The sequence below is a fragment of the Ponticaulis koreensis DSM 19734 genome, assembly GCF_000420665.1.
Classification (GTDB): Bacteria; Pseudomonadota; Alphaproteobacteria; order Caulobacterales; family Hyphomonadaceae; genus Ponticaulis; species Ponticaulis koreensis.
The window spans coordinates 65,571-88,664 of the sequence record NZ_ATVJ01000003.1; the positions used below are offsets into that span (position 1 = coordinate 65,571).

The following is a 23,094-nucleotide window of genomic DNA, read 5'->3' on the forward strand; positions in this document are numbered from 1 at the left end:
ATGAGCCAATGACTGATAATGATCCGGGCTATCTGTCTGCCAAAACACTGTCCGAAGCGCTTCCGTTTATTCAGCGCTATCATCGCCAGACTGTCGTCATCAAATTCGGCGGCCATGCTATGGTCGACCCGTCGCTCGCCAAAGGCTTTGCGCGCGATGTGGTCCTGCTGAAGCAGCTTGGGCTCAATCCTGTTGTGGTGCATGGCGGTGGCCCGCAAATTGGCGGGATGCTGGACCAGCTCGGCATTAAGTCTGCGTTTGAAGACGGCCAGCGCGTGACAGACGAGAAGACCCTGTCTGTTGTGGAAATGGTGCTTGGTGGATCGATCAACACGCATATCGTCCGGTCTATCAATCTGGCAGGCGGCAAGGGGGTGGGCCTTTCCGGCGCTGACGGTAATCTGCTGCGTGCCAAAAAGCTTGAACGGACTGTCCGCGATCCGGATTCTGCGATTGAACGCGTGGTCGATCTTGGCTTCGTTGGCGAGCCGGACAGCGTCAATCCTGACATAATCAAGACGCTCTCAACAGCAGCTGAAGGCTTCATTCCGGTTATCGCGCCGCTTGGCGTTGGGCCGAACCATGAAAGCTACAACATCAACGCAGACAGCGCTGCCGGTGCTATCGCCAGTGCACTCGGTGCGAAGCGCCTACTTCTGATGACAGACGTGGTTGGCGTACTGGACAAACAGGGTGAACTTATCCGCTCTGTCACCGCGGAAAATGTCAGCGAGCTTATTGCCAATGGCACTGCAAAAGGTGGTATGATTCCAAAGCTTGAGACGGCATCATCAGCCGTTCGCAATGGTGTTGAAGCCGCTGTCATTCTGGATGGCCGCAAACCTCATGCCCTACTGGTGGAGTTGTTCACGGATCATGGTGCAGGCACGCTTATCTCGAATTCTGCCAACGCTTAGTTTCTTTCTGATGTCCGGTTTCCTGGGCGCTACAAGTGCGGCGGCTCAGGAGCAGGAAGGCTGGTCAATCTGCAATGAGACCAGCATGATTGCAGAGCTCGCGACAGGCCGTCAGGTCAATAATGATGTCGTCATTGAAGGCTGGAACCGCGTGCGCCCGGGCGAGTGCCGCGTTGTGCTGCAGGCGCCATTGCGCGTTGGCGCGCCTTACTTCCTCTACGGCCGGACCTCGCGCGCACATCGCGGCGGGCAGCAGTCCTGGACAGGCGACTATGAATTCTGTGTCGACGGGCAGGGTACATTCTCCGTAGAGAGCCCTCCTGACTGTGCAGCTATGGGCCTCGAAACACGTAGCTTTCAGGCCATTACGATTGAAGACCGCACAAGCTGGACAACGACTCTGCGCGAGACGGCGCGCTGGCCTCAGTCTAACGCGCAGGCGGCAGGTATTCAGCGACTGCTGGCTGATGCCGGCGTCGAGTCCGGTTCCATTGACGGCTATATCGGGCGTCGCACGCGCGCGGCCATCCGCACCTTTCTTTCCGAGCAGAACCTGCCGAGCGACGCGACGGATGAAGAACTGATCGACTATCTTGAACAGATTGCCATTGAGCGGTCCCGAAACCTTGGTTTCACGATCTGCAACCGCACCGAAGAACGCATCTGGGCGGCGATTGGCCGCCGGCGTGGAGAAGGCTGGGAAAGCCGCGGCTGGTGGGCGTTGGCCTCTGATACGTGCGAACGTGTGATTGATCAGGACCTGATATCGGCCTCCCATTTTGTGTACGCAGAAATGGATACAGAGGAGGGCCGGAAAGTTCTTACGGGCGGTGTGGACCGGTTCTGCATCTCGCACTCGCAGTTCGCTATTCTGGGCCGTGAAACCTGCGAAGCCAATTTCTACGAAGAAGCCGGTTTTATCGAGACAGATGTTCCCGAGGATGGCCTCTTGATTTACGAGTTCTTCGACCGAGATTTCGAGTACGTAGAAACGGAAGACGAAGACCAGTGAGCGCAGACCTATCGCATGCAAACCAATGGGTGTTCGACCTCGACAACACCCTATACCCGGCTGAATGCGATCTGTTCGCGCAGATTGATGTGCGCATGACGCGGTTCGTCGCCGACACGCTCAAGCTCCCAGATCATGAAGCGCGACGCCTGCAGAAAAAATACTACGCAGAGCACGGCACTACGCTGAACGGTATGATGAGCGTGCATGGCATTGATCCCATGCCGTATCTCGATTTCGTCCATGACATTGATCTGACGCCCATTCCGGAACTGAAAGAGCTGCGCTCTGCCATTCAAGACCTGCCCGGGCGCAAGATTGTTTTCACCAACGGCTCGCAGAAGCATGCTGACCGCGTCGTGGAGAAGCTAGGCCTCACCGGTGTGTTTGACGGCTATTTTGGCATTGAAGACGCCGGTTTCCTGCCAAAGCCGGAGCGCGTCGCTTTCGACCGTATGCATGAGCGTTTCAGCATCACACCGGATGAGGCGGTGATGTTTGAAGACCTGCCGCGTAATCTGAAAACCGCTTATGATATGGGCTACACCACAGTGCTGGTTCACTCCGAAAAAGACTGGAGCCATGAACCCGAAGGCGCCCGTCCTGCAGGGGCGCAGGATGCCGCAGACCACATTCATCATTTGACGGATTGCCTGACAACGTTTCTAAAGGCGGCGAAAACGTCGAAACCTAAAAACTAAACCGAGTTCAGGACCTGAAAAACATGACCTCTACCGATCTCCAGTCCGTGATCGAAGCCGCTTTTGACGCGCGTGACACTATCAGCACAGAAACAACCGGCGAAGTCCGTGATGCTGTAAACGAAGCGCTCGCTATGCTTGATGCCGGTACGGCTCGCGTGGCGCAGAAGGGCGATGATGGCGAGTGGGTTGTGAATCAGTGGCTGAAGAAAGCGGTTCTCCTGTCTTTCCGCCTCAACCCGAATGAAATTATGACCGATGGCGTCAATGGCGGTGTCTGGTGGGATAAGGTGCCATCCAAGTTTCAGGGCTGGACGGCTGAAGACTTCCAGAAGGCTGGTCTTCGTGCTGTTCCTCCGGCAGCGGTCCGTCGCGGCGCATACATTGCGCCAGGCGTGGTTCTGATGCCGTCTTACACAAATATCGGCGCCTATGTCGGCGAAGGGACAATGATCGACACATGGGCGTCTGTCGGCTCTTGTGCGCAGGTTGGTAAGAACTGCCACATCTCTGCCGGTACAGGCATTGGCGGCGTTCTGGAGCCTCTGCAGGCGAACCCGACCATTATTGAAGACAATTGCTTCATCGGCGCGCGTTCGGAAGTCGTTGAAGGGGTGATCGTCGGCGAAGGCTCTGTCATCGCAATGGGCGTGTTCATCACTCAGTCTACGAAAATCGTAAATCGCCAGACAGGCGAAATCAGCTATGGCCGCATCCCGCCATATTCAGTTGTCGTACCGGGCACGCTGCCAGACCCTAAAGGCGGCCCATCTCTGGCTTGTGCTGTCATCGTGAAAACGGTCGACGAAGGCACACGCGCGAAAACGTCTATCAACGAGCTGCTTCGTGACTAACCTGACCTCCAGCCCGCTTGGCCTGACGCAAAGCCTGATCCGGTGTGCTTCTGTCACACCGGAAGATGCTGGCGCGCTCGGCGTGCTGGAAGACGCGCTCAGAACGCTCGGCTTCGACTGCAAACGCTACCCGTTTGAAGATGTCGATAATCTCTATGCGCGCCTCGGCACAGAAGAACCGAACTTCTGTTTTGCAGGGCATACCGATGTGGTGCCGGTTGGCGATGCTGCCGCTTGGAGCGTTGACCCGTTCGGCGCTGAAGTGCGCGATGGTAAGCTGATTGCACGCGGCGCGGTGGATATGAAATCCCAGATCGCTGCGTTCGTCACCGCGGTAGCCCGTCATCTTGAAGCACATGGCGAGCCGAAAGGCTCTATCTCATTCCTGATTACAGGCGATGAGGAAGGCCCTGCCGTAAACGGTACGATCAAGCTTCTGAAAGCCATCGAGGCGGATGGCGAGACGCTGTCTCACGGTCTTGTCGGGGAACCAACATCAGAGCAAACGCTCGGCGACGTCATTAAAAACGGCCGCCGTGGCAGCCTGAATGCGAAAGTCGTTGTGACTGGTAAGCAAGGCCATGTTGCCTATCCGGACAAGGCGGCAAACCCCGTGCCTGCGCTTCTCAAATTCCTGCATAAGCTTGAAAATTGGCATCTGGACGATGGCGCGCCGGGTTTCCAGCCGACCAATCTGGAAATCACCAGCGTGGATGTGGGCAATGCAGCGCATAATGTGATCGCGGCGCGCGCTGAGGCGAAGTTCAACATTCGCTTCAACACGAACCATACCGGTCAGTCACTGAAAGACGAGATCACGCGTCTCGCCGTTGAAAGCAAAACGGCAGGCTGCGAGATTGATCTGGATCTCAAAGTCACGGGTGAGAGCTTTTACACCCAGCCGAGCGATTTCACCTCCATGATTGTGGATGCGGTGAAAGACGTTACCGGTGTGGACGCTGAGCTCACCACGGGCGGCGGCACATCTGATGCGCGCTTTATCAAGGACTATTGTCCGGTGGCGGAGCTCGGCCTCAAAAACGATACCGCGCACAAGGTGGACGAGTTCACCGAAGTCTCCGAACTGGAACAGCTCGCCGATATCTATACCGGCATTCTGGCCCGTTATTTCGGATAGTAATAGAAGTTCAGGGCGGGAATTTAGCCGCCCTGAAGACTGTAGTTACTCATTTCGTTTTCTTTCCCTTGCGTCAAATCTACCCGTAACTGTTGAATCCGGTTTCCTGACTATCTCTGTTTGAAGTAGAATACACCGACGCGGGGATTCTATTTGGTAATGAAGGTCTCAAAAATCATATCGTCAGCCTGTATGGCGGCACTTCTCCTGACCGGAATGAGTGCGGCTCAGGCAAACCAGAGCGCCCCTGCACTGCAGAGGGTGGGCAATGACGCATTCGCCGGGCAGATACCTGTCGGCTGGCGTGTGAATTCCTATCATTTCCGCGATTTTGTGATTTACCAGGTCCTGGATGGTATCTCTGCGCCCGCTAATCCCGTTGAGGTGTTTGGCGTTTATCACGGCAGCACAATCGACGAACTCAACCTGACCTCAGCCTCGCGTAAAGCCTGCGAGCGGGACGGTATTTCTGTTCTGATGGGGCGGTCCGAGGCAACAGAGACGCAATCTGGCATGACGCATTTGCTCGTTGAAACCAGTGGCGAGGAAGGCGCAGACTATGTGCATCTTTTCTCGACCATGCTGGACATGACCGATGCTGACAGCCTCGCCGCCTGGAATATTGTCCTCAACGTTGAGGGTGTTGAACTGGCAGACCTGATCTGCAGCGATGATCAGTAATCCACGCGTGTGAGGTGTAGACCATCAGGTGGCGCCACGGGGCCGCATTGGGTGCGGTCTGCGGCAGCGAGCACTTTGCCTACCCAGCGCACGTCTTCCTTGCCGCGTCCCACTTCGACGAGCGTGCCAACCATTGAGCGGACCTGACGGTGCAGGAAGGACAGAGCACGACAGCGCACATGCACCTCTTCGCCAAGGCGGGTCACTGAAATAGCATTGAGCGATTTCACCGGGCTTTCGGCCTGACACTGGCTGTCGCGGAATGTCGTGAAGTCATGTGTGCCGACCAGCGCCTGTGCGGCAGCATGCATGGCATCGGCGTCGAGCTTAGCACCAACCCGCCATGAAAATCCTCTGTCCAGTGTCAGCGGCGCGCGACGGTTTGAAACTCGGTAGAGATAGAACCGTTCCTTCGCGCTGAAACGTGCGTGGAAGTCCTCGTCCACTTCGATCGATTTCAGAATGGAGACAGGGTTTGGCTTCAGGTGAAAATTGATGGCATCCATGACCTTCTCGGCTGGCATGGCCTTCTGCATGTCGATATGTGCGACTTGTCCCGTAGCATGCACGCCTGAATCCGTGCGGCCTGCGCCCTGAACCTGTACCGGCGCGCCGTTTACCTTCGCGGCAGCATCTTCCAATGCCTGCTGAACGCTCGGTTGGTCCGGTTGACGTTGCCAGCCTGCAAAAGGGCGGCCGTCATATTCTATGGTGAGTTTATAGCGCGGCATCTAACCCTCGAAGAATGCAGACGGGTAGTGGAGCTCGGCAAGTGGCGGGCTGCCGGGATTAAGTTCAATCGCCATGAAATGCGGTCCGCCCCAGGGGGCTGCCATGCCCGCGGTTTCGTCCACGGAGAAGCCGAAGCGCGGATAGTATTCGGCATGACCCAGCACGAAGACTTTCTGAAAGCCGAGCGCTTTGACCTCTTTCAGGCCTGCGCCGATCAACTCTCCGCCAAGGCCCGTGCCCTGAAGGTCCGGATGGACAGACATCGGGCCGAGCCCCGCGAATTTTGCAGGCAGCATGCCGGAAGTATCAATCGGGAAGAACTGGATATGCCCGACGATTGCGCCATCGCGTTCGGCGACCAGCGCCAGAAGAGCTTCGTCGTTTTCATACAGGCGCTCGACGATCAGGCCTTCATCTTCCTGCCCGAAGGCGAGGTCGTTCAGGGCTTGGATTGCCGGAAGGTCGTCTTCGCTGGCCAGACGCAGCGTGATATCGTGGTCGCTCATCAGAATACCTTGTCGCCAGCTTTAAGTGGATTTCCGCGCAGGAAGTCTTCAGCGCTGCAGGCGCTCTTACCGGCTTTCTGTACCTGGGTGAGGCGCACTGCATAGTCATCGCCGCAGGCAATCGTCAGTTGGTCATCGGTCACGCTGGCTGCATTGCCCTTACCGTCGGTCAGCTCCGACATAAGCGCTTTAACGCGCACACGCTTGCCGTTCTGTTCGATTTCGAACCATGCGCCGGGGAAGGGCGACAGACCGCGTATCTGGCAATCGATTTCTGCGGCTGGTTTCGTCCAGTCGATACGTGTGTCTTCAGGGCCGAGTTTATGTGCGTAGGTGACGCCGTCTTCAGCCTGCGGTTCGGCCTCCAGCGTTCCTGCATCGAGACCCGACAGCGTTTCGAGTAGAAGCGGGCCGCCTAGTTCAGCGAGGCGGTCATGGATCGAACCTGCTGTATCCTTTCGGGTGATGGGCGTCTCTGCTGTCAGATAGACGGGGCCAGTATCAAGACCGGCTTCCATTTGCATGGTCTGCACGCCTGTCACCAGATCGCCGGCCATAATCGCGCGCTGCATCGGTGCGGCGCCGCGCCAGCGTGGCAGAAGCGAGCCGTGCAGATTGATGCAGCCATATTTCGGCGCAGCCAGCACGGCTTTCGGCAGGATCAACCCGTAGGCGACAACAATCGCGGCATCCAGATTCAGGGCCGCAAACGCGTCTTTTTCTTCCTGAGATTTGAGAGAGGCGGGGTGTCTGACTTCAATGCCTGCGTCCAGCGCCGCGTCATGGACTGGCGTGTTACGCAGCTGTTTGCCACGACCGGCAGGGCGGGGCGGCTGGGAATACACACAGACAATGTCATGGCCCGCTGCAATAAACGCCTTGAGAGACGGTACAGCGAAGTCGGGCGATCCCATAAAGGCTAAGCGCATTGGGTCAGAGGTCCTCCGGGACAGAAAATTGGCAGTCGCGAGCGGTATAGTCCCACTCGCCGTCATTTTCCAGACAGGTGGAGCGTGCAGAGCTTTCGCCGATTTCGGTCGCCAGGAAGAAGACGCCGAGCACGATGGCGCAGATCACTGCAGAACCGAGCAGCGCAAACAACCAGCGCTTCCAGGCTGACACCTGCTTAAGCGACGCGTTCTTTTTGGCGTTTGGCTTTCTTCACTTTCTCAACGGCGCGCTGACGACGCAGGCGTGAGAGGTGATCGATGAACAGTGTGCCTTCAAGGTGGTCCATCTCATGCTGGATGCACACGGCATAGAGGTCTTCTGCCCATTCCTCGACCTGATTTCCATCATAGTCGAGATAGCGGATAAGGCAGCGCGCAGGGCGCTCTACTTCGTCATAATAGTCCGGTACTGAAAGGCAGCCTTCTTCATAAGGCTGGGTCTCTTCAATCGTTTCGAGAATTTCCGGATTCACAAAGTATTTTGGCTGCTTCTCGTCATTCGGGCCGCCCAGATCCATCACGATAATGCGCTTCGGTACGCCAATCTGTACAGCCGCAAGGCCGATGCCCGGCGCTGCGTACATGGTTTCGAGCATATCATCCATCAGCGCGCGGACTTCATCAGTCACGCCGCCTTCTACAGGGGTTGAGACCTGTTTGAGGATAGGGTTTGGAATAGTCAGAATTTCACGAATAGCCATGGTCAGTAAGTATGGTCAGAGCGCCGTTTCGTCAATATTCCTGATCATTATCAAGTGGCAATTGAGGTGAGGTGTCAGCCTCGTTCTCAGTTTCGATTTCCGGAGTTTCTGTTGTCAGACCAGGTTCTTCGAATTGACCCGGATTTGTGTTCGACGGGAATTCCTCGATACGGGTGATATCTTTGATTTCGGTGCCGCTATCGCTGAGTTGCAGCGTTTCAAACTTACGGGCCTGTGGCATGACCATACGCTCGTAAGAGCCGGTCATCTGGTTGAAGGCGCTGACTGAGCGGCCAAGGCTCGTGCCGACGCGTTCCATATGGTTCGTGAAGGTCGCAAGTCGCTTGTGCAGGTCGCGGCCCATTTGTGCAGCCTCCAGCGCGTTCTTTGCCGCCTCTTCCTGACGCCAGCCATAGGCGACGGCTTTGGCGAGCGCGATCAGAGTCGACGGCGTGACGATCAGAACCTTATTGCGGGCTGCATAATCAAACAGGCCGCGTTCCACCTGAAGCGCTGCGGCATAGAAATTCTCGCCCGGCACATACATTGCGACAAAGTCCACACGGCTTTCAAAGGCTTTCCAATATTCCTTACTGGCGAGACGCTTCACATGGTCTTTCATCTTACGCGCATGTGCAGCTAGGAAAGTGTTGCGGCGCGTTTCGTCCGGCTCATCTGCGGCTTGCAGGAAGTCATCAATGCTGACTTTGGAGTCGACCACGATTTCGCGGCCCCCGGGCATCCGTATGATGACGTCAGGGCGCAGCCCGTCCCCGCCGCTGCCATCCTGTTCGGTGAAGTCGGCATGTTCCGAGAGGCCGGCCATTTCCATCACATTGCGAAGGCTTTCCTCGCCCCAGCGACCGCCGCCTTTCGGAGATGAGAGGGCAGAGACAAGTTTAGAGGTAACAGCCTGATTGCGATTCAGCATTTCGCCAATATTTTTGACCTGTTCAAAAATCGCAGATTTGTCTTCGGCGCGGACTTTCTCCATGCCTTCGACGCGTTGTTCAAATTTGCCCATGGCCTCGCGGATCGGGCTCATCAGGGATTTGATATTGCCTTCTGCCGCTTCCTTCTGCTTGCCGAAGGTCTCATTCGCCGTTTCGAGGAACAGGCTCTGGGATTGTTTGAGGGCAGAATGCGCAATCTCTTTGAAGCGGTCTTCGACTTCCTGACGCAGAGCCGTCAGTTGTTCGCGTTCTTCCTTCATAGCGCGGTCGCGCTCTTCGGTGCGGGCTTCTTCGCGGCTGAGCTTGGTTTCGGCTTCTTCAAGGCGCGCCTGCAGGGTTTTGCGCTGTTGCTCGACATAGTCGGCGCGTACTTCGGCCTGTTTACGCTCATGTTCCAGCGTCTCCTCCAGCGATTTTACCCGCGAGAGGTTGGTAGCATTTTCTGTCAGCAAAGACGCGTACCTGCCATTCATCTGGTTGAGGCTTTCATTGCTCTCATTCGCACGCTTACGGTGTGGCCAGAGCGAATAAATCAGAAGGCCGCTGAGAAACAGGGCAGCGAAAAGCGCTACATGCAGCAGATCAAACTGCGCATCGCCGATGGTAATTACGGACATTGTCATCATTTCAGCATACCCGGATTCGAATTCTCAGAACAAAACATAAACATATTTAGCGATCAACGACTATTGAAGGGAACGGGGGGCACCCCAGTTTGAGCACATGCGCAAGAAATCAGACCTGCCCCAGAAAACCTGCCCTGTTTGTGAACGGCCGTTCAGTTGGCGCAAGAAGTGGGAACGCGTCTGGGACGAGGTGGTGTATTGTTCTGAAAAATGTCGGCGCGAAAAGAAGTCAGTGCGCTGACTTTGTGTTACGGTCCGTTTTCCAGAATTTTTCAGACGATCCTTTGCCCTATGCCAGAAACTTTTGACGCGACTGTTTTCTATGCAGTTGGCGACATCCACGGACTTGCCGATCGGCTGAGTGCCCTCCACGCAGAGATATTCAATCATCATGACGTGCATCATGCCGGAGCGCCGGCGTGTATCATCCATCTGGGCGATTACGTCGACCGGGGGAGTAACTCCAAAGGTGTCATTGAGGCGATCTGGGCGGTTGAGGCTAAAACTGAAGAGGCCGACTGGCTGACCGTGAAGTCCATTCTTGGCAATCATGAGCAAATGATGCTTGAGGCGCTCGCCGGAGACACGTCCTATCTTGTGTCCTGGCTGCGTAATGGCGGTCGCGATACGCTTGAAAGCTATCGCAAGGGCGATGAAGACCTCGACGAGATTATGCTGAACATGCCGAAGGACCATTTGAGCTGGTTGTCCGGCCTGCCTGATATTTTCGTTGTTGAGGACAGACGGCTTGTTTTCGTTCATGCCGGCGTCGAGCCTGCCATGTTTCCGGATGACGGACAGGAACCGCATCTGTGGACACGGTCGCAACGTTTCTTCGACGTATCGCGCTGGTCCAGACGTCCCAAGCTGGCTGGCTATACTGTGGTTCATGGCCATACCCCGGTAGAAGAAACGAAAATCGTTGAGCACAATGGTGCGCGGCGTATCAATGTGGACCTCGGTGCGTGTTATGGCGGCCCCTTAACGGCTGTCGCACTGCCTCCAGTCGGCAAGCCAACTTTCCTGCAGATACCTGCGTGACCTTAGGCAGATTCCAGCTCCATATCTGATAGCGGTAGCTCTGCAGGAGAAATCTGTCTTGGACTGAGTGGGGACCTCAGAGCGGTGGTCACAAACGGACCGGAAACAAACGACGTGCCAACTCTGATCGCGGCAAGAAGCTCATCACGTGTCTTGATGCCTGTAATAGCGCCGCGAATCTTCATCTTTCGCAGCTCGGCGATATGTTCACCAAAGCGTTCGACCTCACCGATGCGCTCGTTAATAATCTGATGCATATCAAAAGTAACTGTGTGCAGGCCGCTATTCATGAAGCTTGATGTTGAGATTTGGGAGGACGTTACTTGCCAGTCCATAAACCGGAAATACTGTTTGAAATCAGTTGCGAGATGCATAATGGCGTCGAAGCTCGGGGCATCCGGCCCGCAAAATACCATTATGCCTATTTGATCGGCGATCCATTCTGGCGCTTCTCTCACGGCAGCGAGGTACTTGCTGCGCGATTCCGCAGACAGAAGAGTTGAATAGGTCACTGGCGCAAACAGCACCAAAGGCTGTTTCGCTTCGCGCGCTATTTTTACGCGCTCGACGGCATGACGGAATGCCGTAGTTTCGAAGTCGATTGTCTTCTGCTCGCGAACCCTGAGAAACCGTCCAAGGTGAATGTCATCATAGCCCTGTGCGCCGTACATATCCATAGCGGTCAGGGCGTGGGCGATGATAATGCGTTGTTTACAATGAAGGATTCCCCGGAACCGAAACCGCTCGTCAGCGATTTGCGTTTGTGTGTGCCAGTTGTAGCGCCAACTCTTTTTGCCACGTAGCTGACGGCGGTTCTCCGCCTCATTTTCTTCCCGAAAAATCCGTGACATACGGCGGGCTTCTTCTGGATCAGCAGCTAGAAATTCGCGGACAGAATCCATTGAACCTGCATAGCTCAAAACTTCCAGCCCGCCGGTATCCTGCACCTGCGTTCCAAATAGAAACTCGGTAAGGCGCATCTGAAGAGAGACAACATAATCGTCCAACTCGCCTTCGCGGCCCTCAGCAGAGATCAAGAACGCCGTTTGCTCAAGAATGTGAAACTTGAAAGGAAGCTTCACGGTGCTCTCAAGAAAGCGCTTGGAGTAACTCCCGATGGTTTTCTTTAGCTCATCCGTCGACTCCAGAGAGTTCGGCACAGATAAACGGACCAATCTGATTGCACCAGAATGGCTATTTTCATTTTCAAAAGGCGTATCGGCTCCCAAAACCATCGTTGGTCCTTTTCTTTAGATCATGATGTTAAAAGGTAAATTCGGGGCCAAGTCCGCTTAATAAATTCAATAGATTGCGTTCGGCATGGCGCTTGGCTTGACTCCAGCTGCGTGCGCAGGAAAACACCCGTAACAGTTTTCTCAACAGACAGGTCAGAAGAGAGATACGGCCATGACCAAAATCCGGCTTCATAAGGGCGATCTGCCTGCAGGTGTTACATTCGGTGATAGTGTAGCTGTCGATACTGAAACGCTCGGCCTGTCTCTGGTGCGCGACAAGTTGTGTGTCGTTCAGCTCTCGGCTGGAGACGGGACCGCGCACGTTGTGCAGCTTGATCGCTCCACATATGACGCGCCGAACCTGAAAGCTCTGCTCGCTGATACGGGTGTTGAAAAGATTTTCCACTTTGCACGTTTTGACGTTGCCATGATCCAAAAGTGGTTCGGTGTCACTTGTGCGCCTGTGTTTTGCACGAAGATCGCATCCAAGCTGGCGCGGACCTACACAGATCGTCACGGCCTGAAGGATGTGTCTCGCGAGCTGGTCGGCGTAGACATGTCCAAAGCACAGCAAAGCTCTGACTGGGGCGCAGAAACGCTCAGCGAAGCGCAGCTCGCCTATGCTGCATCTGACGTGCTTCACCTTCACGAAATCCGCGATCGCCTTATCGGCATGCTGGACCGCGAAGGCCGTCTGGATCTGGCGCGTGAGTGCTTCGATTTCCTTCCGACACGTGCGCGACTCGATCTGGAAGGCTGGCCGGATACGGATATCTTCGCGCACAGCTAGTCTGGCTGGTGCGAGGTTTGGCGGTGACAGCTTGCGTTAAAAGCAGGCTTCACGGCTAAATAATCTGATAAAACATCGTGCATCGTAGATTTGCCCTAGTTTCGCCTCACAGCTTTCGCTAGGTGATTTATTCACACACGGAGACCACACTCGGCGATCATGAGCAGCCTGTCCGCACAACAGAATGACATCTGGGCCCCAAAGCGCCGCCTGTCTCTGAAACAGGCGCGGTCGCGGTCTGATCTCGTTGGTCTGTTGCGGATGCTGTTTATCACCGGTGCAGCGCTGTCAGCTGGAGCACTGCTGGGTAGCTTTATTGTCAGCATAGTGAATGGTCATGGCCCGCGCGCGGATTATACCGCGACGCAGGTCGTGACCATGCTGAATCCGCGCTTTACGGGGCGCGATGCGAACGGTCAGCCTTATGTGATTACAGCTGATACGGCCCAACGGAACGGGGCAAATGCCTCTCTTATCGAGTTGCAGAACCCTGCGCTTGATGATGGTCTCAATGGTACGGTTCAGGCCCCTCGCGGCGTATTCGATCAGGACGCCCAGCATCTGGAACTCTTTGAAGATGTGGTTCTGATGGATGCGAGCGGGAATCGGTTTGTGACGACTCATGCGCGTATGTATGTTCAGGAAAATCGCGTTGTCGGTCTTGAGCCTCTCGAAGGCGAAGGCCCGTTCGGACGTTTGCGCGCAGACAGTTATGAGATTAATGACGGTGGTGACCGGGTGACGTTCAGGGGGAATGTCTGGACGGAAATTCAGCCAGCCAGTCAGGAGACAGGAGAATAGGAATGTTGAAGTCACTTGTTCTGGCCACAGGCCTGATGACGGCGCTGACGTTCAGCGCCTCTGCACAACTCAGCGGCCAACGTGGCCCGATCCAGATTGAAGCTGACCAGCTCGATTTCATCGATAGCGAAGCGCGCGCTGTTTATATCGGCAATGTCGATGCGATTCAGGGCGATGCGCGCATCCGTGCCGAGCGCCTGACGATTTATTTCGAGCAACGTTCTGAAGATGGCAGTTCTGCTACCGCGCTTGGCGGCAATGTTGGCGATGTTCAGCGCCTCGTCGCTGAAGGTGAGGTTTACTACCTTACACCCAGCGAGCGCGCGCGCGGTGATCGCGGTGTCTATGACTATGAAGCAGATACGATCACACTGACCGGCAATGTCACAGTGACTCGCGGTGAAAACGTGATTGCCGGTGATCAGCTGGTTGTTGATCTTGCGAATGGTCGCTCGACTGTGACTTCTGAAGGGCGCACTCAGGGCACCCGCGTTCGAACCGTTATTATTACCGACGGTACTGACGAGGAATAAAAATTGATCGAAGCCGAAGTTTTTCGGAAACTTCAACAGGCTTTTAATGATCGTATGCAAGTTTGGGGCCGCGGGCCTAACCAAAGCCGCGCGAAACGGGAGAAACTTTGTGAGCACTGACCAGTCAGGTCTCGTCGCTAAGAACCTAGCCAAGTCGTTCAAAAAACGACGGGTGGTTCACGACGTATCACTCTCTCTGAAACGCGGTGAAACGGTAGGCCTGCTCGGCCCGAACGGTGCAGGTAAAACAACCTGCTTTTATATGATGATGGGGCTTATCACGGCCGATGAAGGGCATATTGAGATTGACGGTGAGGATGTAACCTCGCTGCCAATGTATCAGCGTGCCCGTCTCGGGGTGGGGTATTTGCCACAGGAAACATCAATCTTCCGCGGTATGACTGTGGAGGAAAACGTGATGAGCGTTGTTGAGCTGATCGAGAAAGACAAGAAAGCGCGTAAACAGGCGGTTGAAGGTCTTCTGGAAGAGCTGAACATCACGCACATCAGATCGCAGTCAGCAATGTCGCTATCAGGTGGTGAACGCCGCCGGGTGGAGATCGCGCGCGCGCTTGCATCAAGGCCGAGTTTCATGTTGTTGGACGAACCGTTCACCGGGATCGACCCATTGGCCATATCGGATATTTCCGATCTGGTGCGCTATCTTAAAGAGCGCGGCATCGGCGTATTGATTACAGATCACCAGGTCCGTGAGACCTTGCAGATCGTTGATCGCGCCTCCATCATTTATGATGGCCGAGTTCTCTTCGAAGGCACACCTGAAGATATCCTCAAAAACGAGGAAGTGCGCCGGGTTTATCTGGGTGAAAGGTTCGCGGCCTAGGAGGCACGCGGTGGCGTTTTCACAGCGGATAGAGTTACGTCAGGGCCAGTCTCTGGTCATGACACCCCAATTGCAGCAGGCAATCAAACTGCTGCAGCTATCCAATATTGAACTCGCTGAATATGTCGATCAGGAGATGGAAAAGAATCCGCTCCTTCAGCGCGACGACTCCGAGTACGGTAGTGACGATGGCTCATCAGAAGCGACTGATGATTACGGCTCGTCAGCAGAGAATACCCAATTAGCGGATGCGCAAGACAATCTCGATGCGCCGCGCGAAGATACCTATGAAGCGGATAGTCCCTCCGAAAACGCCGTTGAGGCGCACGGGTCTGCGAGCGCGGGCTCAGGGGCTGGCAGTACGCAGTCAGGCTCAGGCGGTGGCGGCGGTGAAGATTTTGACTTTGAGTCTGTTCTTTCATCGGAAAAGACGCTGCGTGAACACCTCAAAGACCAGCTCGCTATGTCCGGCCTTGATGAGGTCGATCAGCTGATCGCCTCCCAGCTCATCGAAGAGACGGACGATGGCGGCTATATGCGCGGGGATATTGAACAGACAGCTGCAACGCTTGGCGTCGAACAAGAGCATGTGTTGCGCATTCTGGATGTGTGTCAGGGGTTTGAACCGACCGGTGTGATGGCACGCTCTCTGGAAGAATGTCTGGCGCTTCAGCTGAAAGAGCAAAACCGGTTCGACCCGGCCATGGAAGCGCTGTTGAACAATCTGGGCCTGGTGGCCAAGCATGACCTGTCAGGTTTGGCGCAGATTTGCGGTGTCGACCGCGCCGATGTGCTCGACATGATCGCGGAGATCAAAGCGCTCACGCCGCGTCCGGGTGCTTCGTTTGCAGGGGATGCGGCGCAGGCTGTCCAGCCAGACGTTTTTGTGCGCGAGCTCCCTTACGGCGCGTTCGGTGTCGAGCTGAATTCTGATACCCTTCCGCGTGTGCTTATGGACCGGACCTATTATGCCGAAGTTTCGCAAATGCCGATGCGCGACAAGGATAAGGAATTTATTGAAGAGTGCGCCGCTAATGCGAACTGGTTGATCAAAAGCCTCGACCAGCGAGCGCGTACAATCTTGAAGGTCGCTCAGGAAGTGGTGCGCCAGCAGGATGCGTTTTTCGTGCACGGCGTTGCCCATCTCCGCCCGCTGAATCTGAAGCAGGTGGCTGATGTGATTGGCATGCATGAATCTACGGTTTCGCGCGTCACATCGAACAAATACATCGCGAGTCCACGTGGCCTGTTCGAACTGAAATACTTTTTCTCCGCTGCTATTCCATCGACAGGTGAGGGTGAGGCGCACTCGGCTGAAGCCGTCCGCCACCGGATTAAAACGCTCATTGATGGCGAGACGCTGGCGACGGTTCTGTCCGACGACCAGCTGGTTGAGGAGTTGCGCGGTTTCGGGATCGAAATTGCGCGGCGTACGGTCGCAAAGTATCGCGAATTTTTACGTATTCCTTCTTCAGTTCAGCGCCGCCGTGCACTGCGTCAGTCAGCCTAAATTCCTGATAAATCGATAGTTTCCTACTGCTATCCGGACGATATCGGGATCTAAGTTGCGTCAATAAGTTTGGTTGCCTGTTAACATGTTTTCATGACAATCTTCTCTTACATATCTGGCGGACTAGGCCGTCGACATTACGTAAGTAGAAGCAGGAGATTTCTCTGACGGCAGGTTTTCAGGACATTCGTATTTGCCCTCATTCTTGCCACAAGACCGTCGAATGCTGCAGACTTAGGTGTAGGGGCAGATAAATAAAGAGGACCCATCATGCAAATTCAGATTGCTGGACGGAACATCGATCTTGGCGAAGCTCTCAAAAACCGCATCGAAAGCGGGCTTGAGGACGCAGTAACAAAGTATTTTGATCGAGCGACGGAAGGTAATGTGAGTATGGTCAAGGATGGCCATCTGTATGAGGCCGAATGTCAGGTCGCGCTCCCCTCAGGGATATCTCTACAATCAAGCGCAGAAGCTAATGATCCGTATGCCGCCTTCGAGCTGGCTCTGGACAAGCTGGAGAAGCGTGTACGTCGATATAAGCGTCGTCTTCGTGACCATCACCGACCAGACAGTAGCCTTCTGCCAGCGGAGATGGTCTCTTACTCCGTGCTCTCGACTTCAGATGAGGACGAATCAGAGGTTGATTCCGGCGACGTAGATACGGTAGACGCTCCGGCGGTGATCGCTGAACAGCAGACCAACATCAAGACAATGACCGCTTCTATGGCAGTCATGCAGCTGGAGCTGACAGAAGTTCCGGCATTGATGTTCCGTAATGCTGTACATGGCGGCCTTAACATGGTTTACCGCCGCAACGACGGCAATATCGGCTGGGTCGATCCGGGAAAATAGTCCTGATCGCGACCTACGCGGCCGAAACTGAGGTTTAAATGACAAGAGATCTTTCAGATCTTCTATCGGGTGGACCTGTTTTGCCCGCCTTGAATTGCTCAAGCGCGAAACAGGTCTTCTCACGACTGTCTAATGCTATGGCTGATAAGACAGGTGTGTCCGAACGCGATATCCAGCGCGCGATTCTTGAGCGTGAGAAGCTTGGCTCAACCGCTGTGGGCCATGGCGTCGTGCTGCCTCACGCGCGCCTCCCTGGTATTGCGAGCCCGATTGGTGGATTTGCACGTCTTATCTCTCCAGTAGATTTTGACGCTGTAGATGAGCAGCCCTGCGATCTCGTGTTCATGCTTCTGGCATCAGATGGTGATGGAGCTGACCATTTGCGGGCGCTCGCGAAAGTTGCGCGTGTTATGCGACAATCCAGCATTCGTAGCCAGCTGCGTGAAGCGACGACCGAGCAGGATATACGTGATATATTCGGTGCTTCGATCACAAGCTCGGCAGCCTGATTTCAATAGACCTTTAAGCACAGCCCTAATTGCAGGTTAACGATATTTGCAAAACCTGAGTGTCCAACAAGGACGCTTCTTAAAATCTTTGTGATTGAATTCAGGGGAATAATCTCTTGAGTTCCTCATGCCTGACCTGCTGCCTTTTTCAGATCGTATTTATGTAGATCCCCTGATGTTGGGGATATTCCTCATGAGTCTGGTCAGCATGAGCGTGATGGCATTGACGTTCCGTTACAATCTACGTCAGGCTGGCAACGGCGTTAGTGACTTTCCGTTCATTCTGACGATTCTGCTGGGGCATGTGATTTTCAGCCACACGCTTTTGTTCACGTTGGCTCTCTATTCGCAAGATCAGATACACCTGTCCGAAGTTGAAATTGGTCTCATTTTACTTCTTTCAATCGGTGCTGCTGGTACGAGCGTGTGGATGGCAGGTAGTCCTGACGCCCTCAAGTTTCGGCGTTTTTCTGGCTATTGTACTTCAGCGATGGTTATTGGCCTCACAATAGCTGCGCCTTTGATGGCTCACCCACAGCTTCCCGTTTCAGTCGACTGGATTGCGGTCGGGGCATCGGCACTAGCGGTCATTTTTATCAATGGAACGCTGCACCGGACTTTACTTTCCCGGCGCAACAAAACACTCGCCCTCCTCAGTATCGGCCTGATGATCGCATCGGTGATCGTTGCGCAATACGTCATTTCGCTGAACATGCATTTCGAGCTGACCGAATTGGCACTTTTGAATCACGGCGGTAAGAACGCTTTCTGGCTGGAAGTGTTCCTGTTGATGACCGGCGTGCTTGGCGTCGGCCTCGGGGCCGTTATGGGGAACAATCCCCGTCAGCACTGGCGCCGTTTCGCGGCAACGGCTATTCTGGTCTCGTTGGCGTCTATCACGGTCTTCACAGCGAATGACCTGTCGTTGCGATATTCGAACACGCATTTCGAACTGGCGCGACTGGTTGAGTCTTTGAACGGCAATCGTTCTGCGCTCTATGTGAAATACCTTCAGTATGAAGCCGGCGAAGACGGAACCATGCGCCAGTCTGTGCCTTCAGATGTGTTTCGAAACCTTGAAACCTACTACGCGGCTGCAAGCCGTATTGATCGATTGATGGGCCAGAACAATGTTCAGGACGCGATTGAAAGTTTCTATCATGAAGACATCCATCATGAAGGCCACGAACACGCAGCAGTAACGCTCGCGGACGAGATTGACCGGTTCTATCAATTCATGAAGTCCGAGTTTGGACTGCAGGTGTCGCCAGTAGAAATCAGCGATGTCGACCAGATTATGTTCGAGCGCCGTTTGAACGAGTTTTCCAACCTGATCATCGCGACGGCGCGCGGTGCCTCTGAATCGCAGGAACTGATCCGCGACATGGCGCTGCTGGGCGGGTTTCTTATTGTTTTGTTCCTGGCGATGGGCGTATTTCTGCCAGCGCATCGGTCGACAATTCAGGCACTGGATGCGCTGGAGGCTGAGAAAGCTCGAATCTACAAGCTGGCGCTTTGCGCAGAGCATACGACGAAGGGCATTGTGCTTACGAATGGTCGTGGACAGATCACGTGGTGTAACGATGCTTTCTGCGACATGACCGGCTTTCGGTTCAGCGAGCTTGAAGGCTACACATTGCTACAGAAGGTAAGGAATCCGAAGGCAAACCAGCGAGAAATTCGGAAAGTTTTCGAATCTATACGCAACGCCAAGCCCGTAGAGATTGAAGTGCTCTCTCAGCGCAAGGACGAATCAGATTTCTGGATGAGTGGTTCAATCACGCCCGTTGTCGAGAATGGTCGTCTCAGCAAAGTTGTACACGTTCTTAATGACGTGACAGAGGAGCGCGAAATGCGCGACAACCTTGTTAAGGCGCAGGCTGAAGCTGAACGCCTCGCTCTTGTTGTTCGTCACGCATCTGATGGTATTGCGCTGCTAGACGCTAATATGGAACTCGATTGGATGAACCCGTCACTTGAGAAGATGACAGGTTATAGCTTCGACGAGATCAAAAAGCATTCGCTACACGAACTGCTGCGCGGAATCGAAACCAACGCGGAAGATGTGGCGGATATGCTCTCGACCGTACGCTTGCGCGAGCCATTCTCTGGTGAGTTCCTTGCCTATCGTAAAGATGGTTCAGAGTATTGGATTGAGGCCATTCTGTCTCCGTTCTTCGATGAAGCGGGCGTGTTTACTGGCTACATCGTGGTTCACCGTGACATTTCCGAGCGTAAAACGCTTGAGCTGGCTCTGATTTCCAACCGCGACGAGCTCGCGGCGCGCGTTGAAGAACGCACACAGACAATCATGAACCAGTCGCTGGAGCTCGAAAAAGCACTGGCATCTGAACGTGAACTCAACCGTATGCAGACCGAATTTGTGTCCATGGCCAGCCATGAGTTCCGTACTCCGCTGACCATTATCGATGGAGTTGCGCGGCGTCTGGATAAACGCGCGGACAAATTTACGCCCGATGACGTTCGTGAAAAGGCGCAGACCCTGCGAGCCACTGTGAAGCGTATGACCATGCTGGTGGAGCGGACGCTGGATGCGTCGCGCCTTTCATCGGGGCGCATCAAACTAACACCAGAGACGTTCAAATTGCGCGAACTGATCAATGAGGTCTGTGCCCGTCAGCGCGAAGTCGCGTCAGCTCACACGATTGATGTGGATGTGAGCGATTATCCAGAAGAACTCTTTGGCGATGCACGCCTGATGGATAACGTTTTCACCAATGTGATTTCAAATGCCGTGAAATACTCTGGCGAGAACAAGCATGTCAGCGTCCTTGGCACGACTGAAGGCCATTACGCCGTTCTCAGGGTTCGCGATTCCGGCATTGGCATTCCGAAAGAAGAATTGCCGAAGATTTTCCAGCGCTTTTTCCGCGCCAGCACATCAACCGGCATTCCGGGCACAGGCATCGGCCTGAACCTCGTGAAAAGCCTCGTTGATATGCATCACGGCAAGGTGGAGCTGGATAGCGTAAAGGGTGAATGGACTGAATTTACGATCCGGCTGCCACTGCAGTCACCGCTGGAAACAGGGGTGATGATGTCGGAGCTGGATGAAGAAGACGGGGAGCTCGGGGGAGCAGGTATTGAGGCTGCTACGGGCACCGGGGGATAAATTATGCAAAATTTCAAACACGATATTGGATCGCCAAAAATGTCGGACATTGCCAGTCAGGAGCTGCAGGAGCTGAGAGAACGCCTCTCGGAACTCACGCGCCATTCCCTGCGCACGCCGCTGACCGTAATTGATGGCAATGCACGCCGCCTGGAGCGCTTTGCGGGGCAGGTGTCAGCCGAAGAGGTCAAGGCGAGAACCGAGATAATCCGGGCAACTGTCGACAAAATGGTTGAGCTGGTGGAGCACTCTATCGAGCTCACGCAAATGGCTGCCTGCATCAAGCCGGACCCGGTGATGAACGTCATGCTGCGCGAGCTCGTGGAAGACATTACGCGGGAACATCAGGCTGTACGCCCTGACGTCAATCTGGTCGCCTGGCTTACAGAATGCCCTGATCTGGTTGTTGGTGATCGCAGGCTCGTTGAGTTGATCCTCGATAAGCTTCTCACCATCGGCGGTGATCTCATCACCAATCGTGGTCGCCTTGATCTCGTTATGTGGTCTGAGGGGCGTTGGGCCAATATCACTCTGAAAGCTATCTTTGAGGCGCGTTCGCTCGTCGATGTTCGCGATCTTTCAGAGAAACTGGAAGCAGACCGCAATCAGGCCACTACCGTGCTGCCTGACGGCGTGAACCTGAAGCTCATCCGTCTGCTCGTAGAGCAGCATGAAGGTGAGCTCGACATAGAAGATTGTGAAGACCGTATCGAGTTCGAGATACGGCTTCCGATTGCCGGGCATGACGAGGAGTGCGAGAAACCACTGCTCTATATGCCTGGAGACAACTCAGACTCTCACAAAGAAGGAACTGTGAAATGAGCGCGCGTATCGCAGTCGTAGAAGACGAGGCGGAAATCAGGTCCCTGATCGTCGAAGAACTGGAAGACGAGGGATATGAAGTGGCTTGTGCCGGCAACGGTGCTGAAGGCCTGAAACTGATTCAGGATTTTAAGCCGCAGCTTGTATTGTCCGACATTACAATGCCGGTGCTAGACGGTTATGGCATGCTGGAAGGCCTTCGCGAGCTGAAGGCGTTTTCGTCTACTCCAATCGTTTTTCTGAGTGCTCTGGCGGACCGCCGTCATATCATTCAGGGGAAGAAGATGGGCGTGGATGACTATGTCACCAAGCCAATCGATTTTGAGCTGCTTCTGGCAACGGTTGAGGCGCGTCTTCGTGAAGTTGAGCGCATGACCGCTGAAAAAGAAGAACAAATGGTCAAGCTCTACCACTCCTTCATGGCTCAGCCTGAGCAGGAGCGCCGCGTCAAACCTGCGCTGATCATTGCTGCAGAATGGCAGGATATCGACGATATCGAGAGCTCGCTTCGCAAGATGGGCGTGCCATTCATCGTTCACCATCGTGGATCACAGATCGACGGATATCTGGCGGAGAAGGCGTATTCAGCTGTCATCCTGTCCCAGAATACGAATGATCAGACGGCACTCACAATTCTGAAACGCAGCCAGCAGTTTGCGAAGCTGAGCATTCCGAAGTTCCTGCTGATCGAGGATTCCAAGGCGGCTCAGGATATGAGCTATTGGGACAAGTTTACACGCGTGATCTCACTCGACCGCGCGACGGAAGCGGATATCGAGGAAACGATCTCGGCTTACATTTAGGCTGGCTTCAAGTCCCATCCTTGCCGGATGCTGTTTTCTAATGCGCTCAAAAGCGCATCCGGCGAATAAGGTTTAGCAACGTTCGGAGCTTCAGGCAGGCTTGCCTGAAGCTCGTTCATTCCCGATGCGTATATAAACGGAATGGCCTTTTGGCTCAGGCTTAAAGCAACCGGTTCACACGTCTGGCCGTCCAGCATGACGTCCACGACCGCGTAGGCGATGGGATAGGTGTTCAGGATATCCATGGCTTCGTCGCAATTATTTGCGACATGCACCTGCGCCGCGCCCATGCTCTCAAGCATATCAGCGACGTCCAGTGCGATGATTGTGTTGTCCTCGACCAATAAGGCGTGTCCAGAGAAGGGACCGGTCATAGCATTGCTCCGATCCTCGCCCGCTCGGGCGTTCAGTGTTGCGGGTACGGTTGTATATCGCAGCTTAACGCAC

General features: G+C 54.6%; 26 protein-coding genes. 18 read left to right on the forward strand and 8 right to left on the reverse strand.

Features of this window, described 5'->3' with window-relative positions:
• Positions 1-8 precede the first annotated feature (8 nt).
• The 6 genes from argB (at position 9) to G523_RS0115185 (ending at position 5,303) form a co-directional block, all read left to right on the forward strand.
• Positions 9-917 (forward strand): acetylglutamate kinase, encoded by a 909-nt coding sequence (argB, locus tag G523_RS0115160; RefSeq protein WP_022695917.1) that lies wholly within the window; start codon positions 9-11, stop codon positions 915-917.
• A 10-nt stretch (positions 918-927) separates the two neighbouring features.
• Entirely contained in the window at positions 928-1,929 is a 1,002-nt protein-coding gene (locus G523_RS0115165; RefSeq protein WP_022695918.1) for a DUF1036 domain-containing protein, read from the forward strand.
• Positions 1,926-2,630, forward strand: a complete 705-nt coding sequence (locus G523_RS0115170) for a pyrimidine 5'-nucleotidase (protein WP_027441803.1) — start codon at positions 1,926-1,928, stop codon at positions 2,628-2,630. Before G523_RS0115165 ends, G523_RS0115170 begins: the two co-directional genes overlap by 4 nt.
• Positions 2,631-2,653: 23 nt before the next feature.
• Complete coding sequence (gene dapD / locus G523_RS0115175; protein ID WP_022695919.1) at positions 2,654-3,484, forward strand: 2,3,4,5-tetrahydropyridine-2,6-dicarboxylate N-succinyltransferase; 831 nt, start codon at positions 2,654-2,656, stop codon at positions 3,482-3,484.
• Positions 3,477-4,622: a succinyl-diaminopimelate desuccinylase gene (dapE, locus tag G523_RS0115180; protein WP_022695920.1), complete on the forward strand. Its 1,146-nt coding sequence runs from the start codon at positions 3,477-3,479 to the stop codon at positions 4,620-4,622. Before dapD ends, dapE begins: the two co-directional genes overlap by 8 nt.
• A 159-nt stretch (positions 4,623-4,781) precedes the next feature.
• Positions 4,782-5,303 (forward strand): hypothetical protein, encoded by a 522-nt coding sequence (locus tag G523_RS0115185; RefSeq protein ID WP_022695921.1) that lies wholly within the window; start codon positions 4,782-4,784, stop codon positions 5,301-5,303.
• Here G523_RS0115185 and truA read toward each other — a convergent pair.
• Genes truA through rmuC form a run of 6 tightly spaced genes read right to left on the reverse strand, consistent with a single transcriptional unit; the run spans position 5,297 to position 9,762 of the window.
• On the reverse strand, positions 5,297-6,034 hold the full coding sequence (truA, locus tag G523_RS0115190; RefSeq protein WP_022695922.1) for a tRNA pseudouridine(38-40) synthase TruA: 738 nt from the start codon (positions 6,032-6,034) through the stop codon (positions 5,297-5,299). The two genes, G523_RS0115185 and truA, sit on opposite strands and share 7 nt — an antisense overlap.
• Positions 6,035-6,541: a GNAT family N-acetyltransferase gene (locus tag G523_RS0115195; protein WP_022695923.1), complete on the reverse strand. Its 507-nt coding sequence runs from the start codon at positions 6,539-6,541 to the stop codon at positions 6,035-6,037.
• The gene (gene fmt, locus G523_RS0115200) at positions 6,541-7,470 is read right to left on the reverse strand and encodes a methionyl-tRNA formyltransferase (RefSeq protein ID WP_022695924.1); all 930 of its coding nucleotides are present in this window, start codon (positions 7,468-7,470) and stop codon (positions 6,541-6,543) included. The genes G523_RS0115195 and fmt overlap by 1 nt, the downstream gene beginning before the upstream one ends.
• Before the next feature lie 4 nt (positions 7,471-7,474).
• On the reverse strand, positions 7,475-7,663 hold the full coding sequence (locus G523_RS0115205) for a hypothetical protein (protein ID WP_022695925.1): 189 nt from the start codon (positions 7,661-7,663) through the stop codon (positions 7,475-7,477).
• Between the two features lie 4 nt (positions 7,664-7,667).
• On the reverse strand, positions 7,668-8,192 hold the full coding sequence (def, locus tag G523_RS0115210; protein WP_022695926.1) for a peptide deformylase: 525 nt from the start codon (positions 8,190-8,192) through the stop codon (positions 7,668-7,670).
• 31 nt (positions 8,193-8,223) lie between these two features.
• Positions 8,224-9,762, reverse strand: a complete 1,539-nt coding sequence (gene rmuC / locus G523_RS19560; RefSeq protein WP_162141061.1) for a DNA recombination protein RmuC — start codon at positions 9,760-9,762, stop codon at positions 8,224-8,226.
• A 106-nt stretch (positions 9,763-9,868) separates the two neighbouring features.
• On the opposite strand from rmuC, the gene G523_RS20735 reads away from it, so the two are divergent.
• Positions 9,869-10,012 carry a DUF2256 domain-containing protein gene (locus G523_RS20735; RefSeq protein WP_081648851.1) on the forward strand — a complete coding sequence of 48 codons (144 nt, stop codon included), beginning with the start codon at positions 9,869-9,871 and terminating at the stop codon, positions 10,010-10,012.
• Positions 10,013-10,062: 50 nt separating this feature from the next.
• The gene (locus G523_RS19565; protein ID WP_022695928.1) at positions 10,063-10,812 is read left to right on the forward strand and encodes a metallophosphoesterase; all 750 of its coding nucleotides are present in this window, start codon (positions 10,063-10,065) and stop codon (positions 10,810-10,812) included.
• Positions 10,813-10,814: 2 nt separating this feature from the next.
• On the opposite strand, the gene G523_RS0115225 is transcribed toward G523_RS19565, so the two are convergent.
• Positions 10,815-11,894: a hypothetical protein gene (locus tag G523_RS0115225; protein ID WP_155802832.1), complete on the reverse strand. Its 1,080-nt coding sequence runs from the start codon at positions 11,892-11,894 to the stop codon at positions 10,815-10,817.
• Between the two features lie 325 nt (positions 11,895-12,219).
• Between G523_RS0115225 and G523_RS0115230 the strand changes: the two genes are divergently transcribed.
• From G523_RS0115230 to G523_RS20470, 10 genes are all read left to right on the forward strand, one after another.
• Positions 12,220-12,837: a ribonuclease D gene (locus G523_RS0115230; protein ID WP_022695930.1), complete on the forward strand. Its 618-nt coding sequence runs from the start codon at positions 12,220-12,222 to the stop codon at positions 12,835-12,837.
• A gap of 159 nt (positions 12,838-12,996) precedes the next feature.
• Positions 12,997-13,638: an LPS export ABC transporter periplasmic protein LptC gene (lptC, locus tag G523_RS0115235; RefSeq protein ID WP_022695931.1), complete on the forward strand. Its 642-nt coding sequence runs from the start codon at positions 12,997-12,999 to the stop codon at positions 13,636-13,638.
• Between the two features lie 2 nt (positions 13,639-13,640).
• Positions 13,641-14,171: a lipopolysaccharide transport periplasmic protein LptA gene (gene lptA, locus G523_RS0115240; protein WP_022695932.1), complete on the forward strand. Its 531-nt coding sequence runs from the start codon at positions 13,641-13,643 to the stop codon at positions 14,169-14,171.
• Positions 14,172-14,280: 109 nt separating this feature from the next.
• A complete protein-coding gene (gene lptB / locus G523_RS0115245) occupies positions 14,281-15,015 on the forward strand; it encodes an LPS export ABC transporter ATP-binding protein (RefSeq protein ID WP_022695933.1) in 735 nt (244 codons plus the stop codon).
• Positions 15,016-15,025: 10 nt separating this feature from the next.
• A complete protein-coding gene (gene rpoN, locus G523_RS0115250) occupies positions 15,026-16,525 on the forward strand; it encodes an RNA polymerase factor sigma-54 (protein WP_022695934.1) in 1,500 nt (499 codons plus the stop codon).
• A gap of 270 nt (positions 16,526-16,795) precedes the next feature.
• Complete coding sequence (hpf, locus tag G523_RS0115255) at positions 16,796-17,380, forward strand: ribosome hibernation-promoting factor, HPF/YfiA family (RefSeq protein ID WP_022695935.1); 585 nt, start codon at positions 16,796-16,798, stop codon at positions 17,378-17,380.
• A gap of 38 nt (positions 17,381-17,418) precedes the next feature.
• Positions 17,419-17,889: a PTS sugar transporter subunit IIA gene (locus G523_RS0115260; RefSeq protein WP_022695936.1), complete on the forward strand. Its 471-nt coding sequence runs from the start codon at positions 17,419-17,421 to the stop codon at positions 17,887-17,889.
• 193 nt (positions 17,890-18,082) lie between these two features.
• Positions 18,083-21,022 (forward strand): PAS domain-containing protein, encoded by a 2,940-nt coding sequence (locus G523_RS20465; protein ID WP_162141062.1) that lies wholly within the window; start codon positions 18,083-18,085, stop codon positions 21,020-21,022.
• 3 nt (positions 21,023-21,025) lie between these two features.
• Positions 21,026-21,844 (forward strand): sensor histidine kinase, encoded by an 819-nt coding sequence (locus tag G523_RS0115270; protein ID WP_022695938.1) that lies wholly within the window; start codon positions 21,026-21,028, stop codon positions 21,842-21,844.
• The gene (locus tag G523_RS20470; protein ID WP_022695939.1) at positions 21,841-22,647 is read left to right on the forward strand and encodes a response regulator transcription factor; all 807 of its coding nucleotides are present in this window, start codon (positions 21,841-21,843) and stop codon (positions 22,645-22,647) included. The genes G523_RS0115270 and G523_RS20470 overlap by 4 nt, the downstream gene beginning before the upstream one ends.
• Here the strand turns inward: G523_RS20470 and G523_RS0115280 are convergent.
• Entirely contained in the window at positions 22,644-23,021 is a 378-nt protein-coding gene (locus tag G523_RS0115280) for a response regulator (RefSeq protein ID WP_022695940.1), read from the reverse strand. The two genes, G523_RS20470 and G523_RS0115280, sit on opposite strands and share 4 nt — an antisense overlap.
• Positions 23,022-23,094: the final 73 nt, after the last annotated feature.

Coding starts and splice junctions, on each gene's coding strand:
- argB (WP_022695917.1), top strand. CDS start 9: ATGACTGATAATGATCCGGGCTATCTGTCTGCCAAAACACTGTCCGAA.
- G523_RS0115165 (WP_022695918.1), top strand. CDS start 928: ATGTCCGGTTTCCTGGGCGCTACAAGTGCGGCGGCTCAGGAGCAGGAA.
- dapD (WP_022695919.1), top strand. CDS start 2,654: ATGACCTCTACCGATCTCCAGTCCGTGATCGAAGCCGCTTTTGACGCG.
- G523_RS0115185 (WP_022695921.1), top strand. CDS start 4,782: ATGAAGGTCTCAAAAATCATATCGTCAGCCTGTATGGCGGCACTTCTC.
- truA (WP_022695922.1), bottom strand. CDS start 6,034: ATGCCGCGCTATAAACTCACCATAGAATATGACGGCCGCCCTTTTGCA.
- G523_RS0115195 (WP_022695923.1), bottom strand. CDS start 6,541: ATGAGCGACCACGATATCACGCTGCGTCTGGCCAGCGAAGACGACCTT.
- fmt (WP_022695924.1), bottom strand. CDS start 7,470: ATGCGCTTAGCCTTTATGGGATCGCCCGACTTCGCTGTACCGTCTCTC.
- def (WP_022695926.1), bottom strand. CDS start 8,192: ATGGCTATTCGTGAAATTCTGACTATTCCAAACCCTATCCTCAAACAG.
- rmuC (WP_162141061.1), bottom strand. CDS start 9,762: ATGTCCGTAATTACCATCGGCGATGCGCAGTTTGATCTGCTGCATGTA.
- G523_RS20735 (WP_081648851.1), top strand. CDS start 9,869: ATGCGCAAGAAATCAGACCTGCCCCAGAAAACCTGCCCTGTTTGTGAA.
- G523_RS19565 (WP_022695928.1), top strand. CDS start 10,063: ATGCCAGAAACTTTTGACGCGACTGTTTTCTATGCAGTTGGCGACATC.
- G523_RS0115230 (WP_022695930.1), top strand. CDS start 12,220: ATGACCAAAATCCGGCTTCATAAGGGCGATCTGCCTGCAGGTGTTACA.
- lptC (WP_022695931.1), top strand. CDS start 12,997: ATGAGCAGCCTGTCCGCACAACAGAATGACATCTGGGCCCCAAAGCGC.
- lptA (WP_022695932.1), top strand. CDS start 13,641: ATGTTGAAGTCACTTGTTCTGGCCACAGGCCTGATGACGGCGCTGACG.
- hpf (WP_022695935.1), top strand. CDS start 16,796: ATGCAAATTCAGATTGCTGGACGGAACATCGATCTTGGCGAAGCTCTC.
- G523_RS0115260 (WP_022695936.1), top strand. CDS start 17,419: ATGACAAGAGATCTTTCAGATCTTCTATCGGGTGGACCTGTTTTGCCC.
- G523_RS20465 (WP_162141062.1), top strand. CDS start 18,083: ATGAGTCTGGTCAGCATGAGCGTGATGGCATTGACGTTCCGTTACAAT.
- G523_RS0115270 (WP_022695938.1), top strand. CDS start 21,026: ATGCAAAATTTCAAACACGATATTGGATCGCCAAAAATGTCGGACATT.
- G523_RS20470 (WP_022695939.1), top strand. CDS start 21,841: ATGAGCGCGCGTATCGCAGTCGTAGAAGACGAGGCGGAAATCAGGTCC.
- G523_RS0115280 (WP_022695940.1), bottom strand. CDS start 23,021: ATGACCGGTCCCTTCTCTGGACACGCCTTATTGGTCGAGGACAACACA.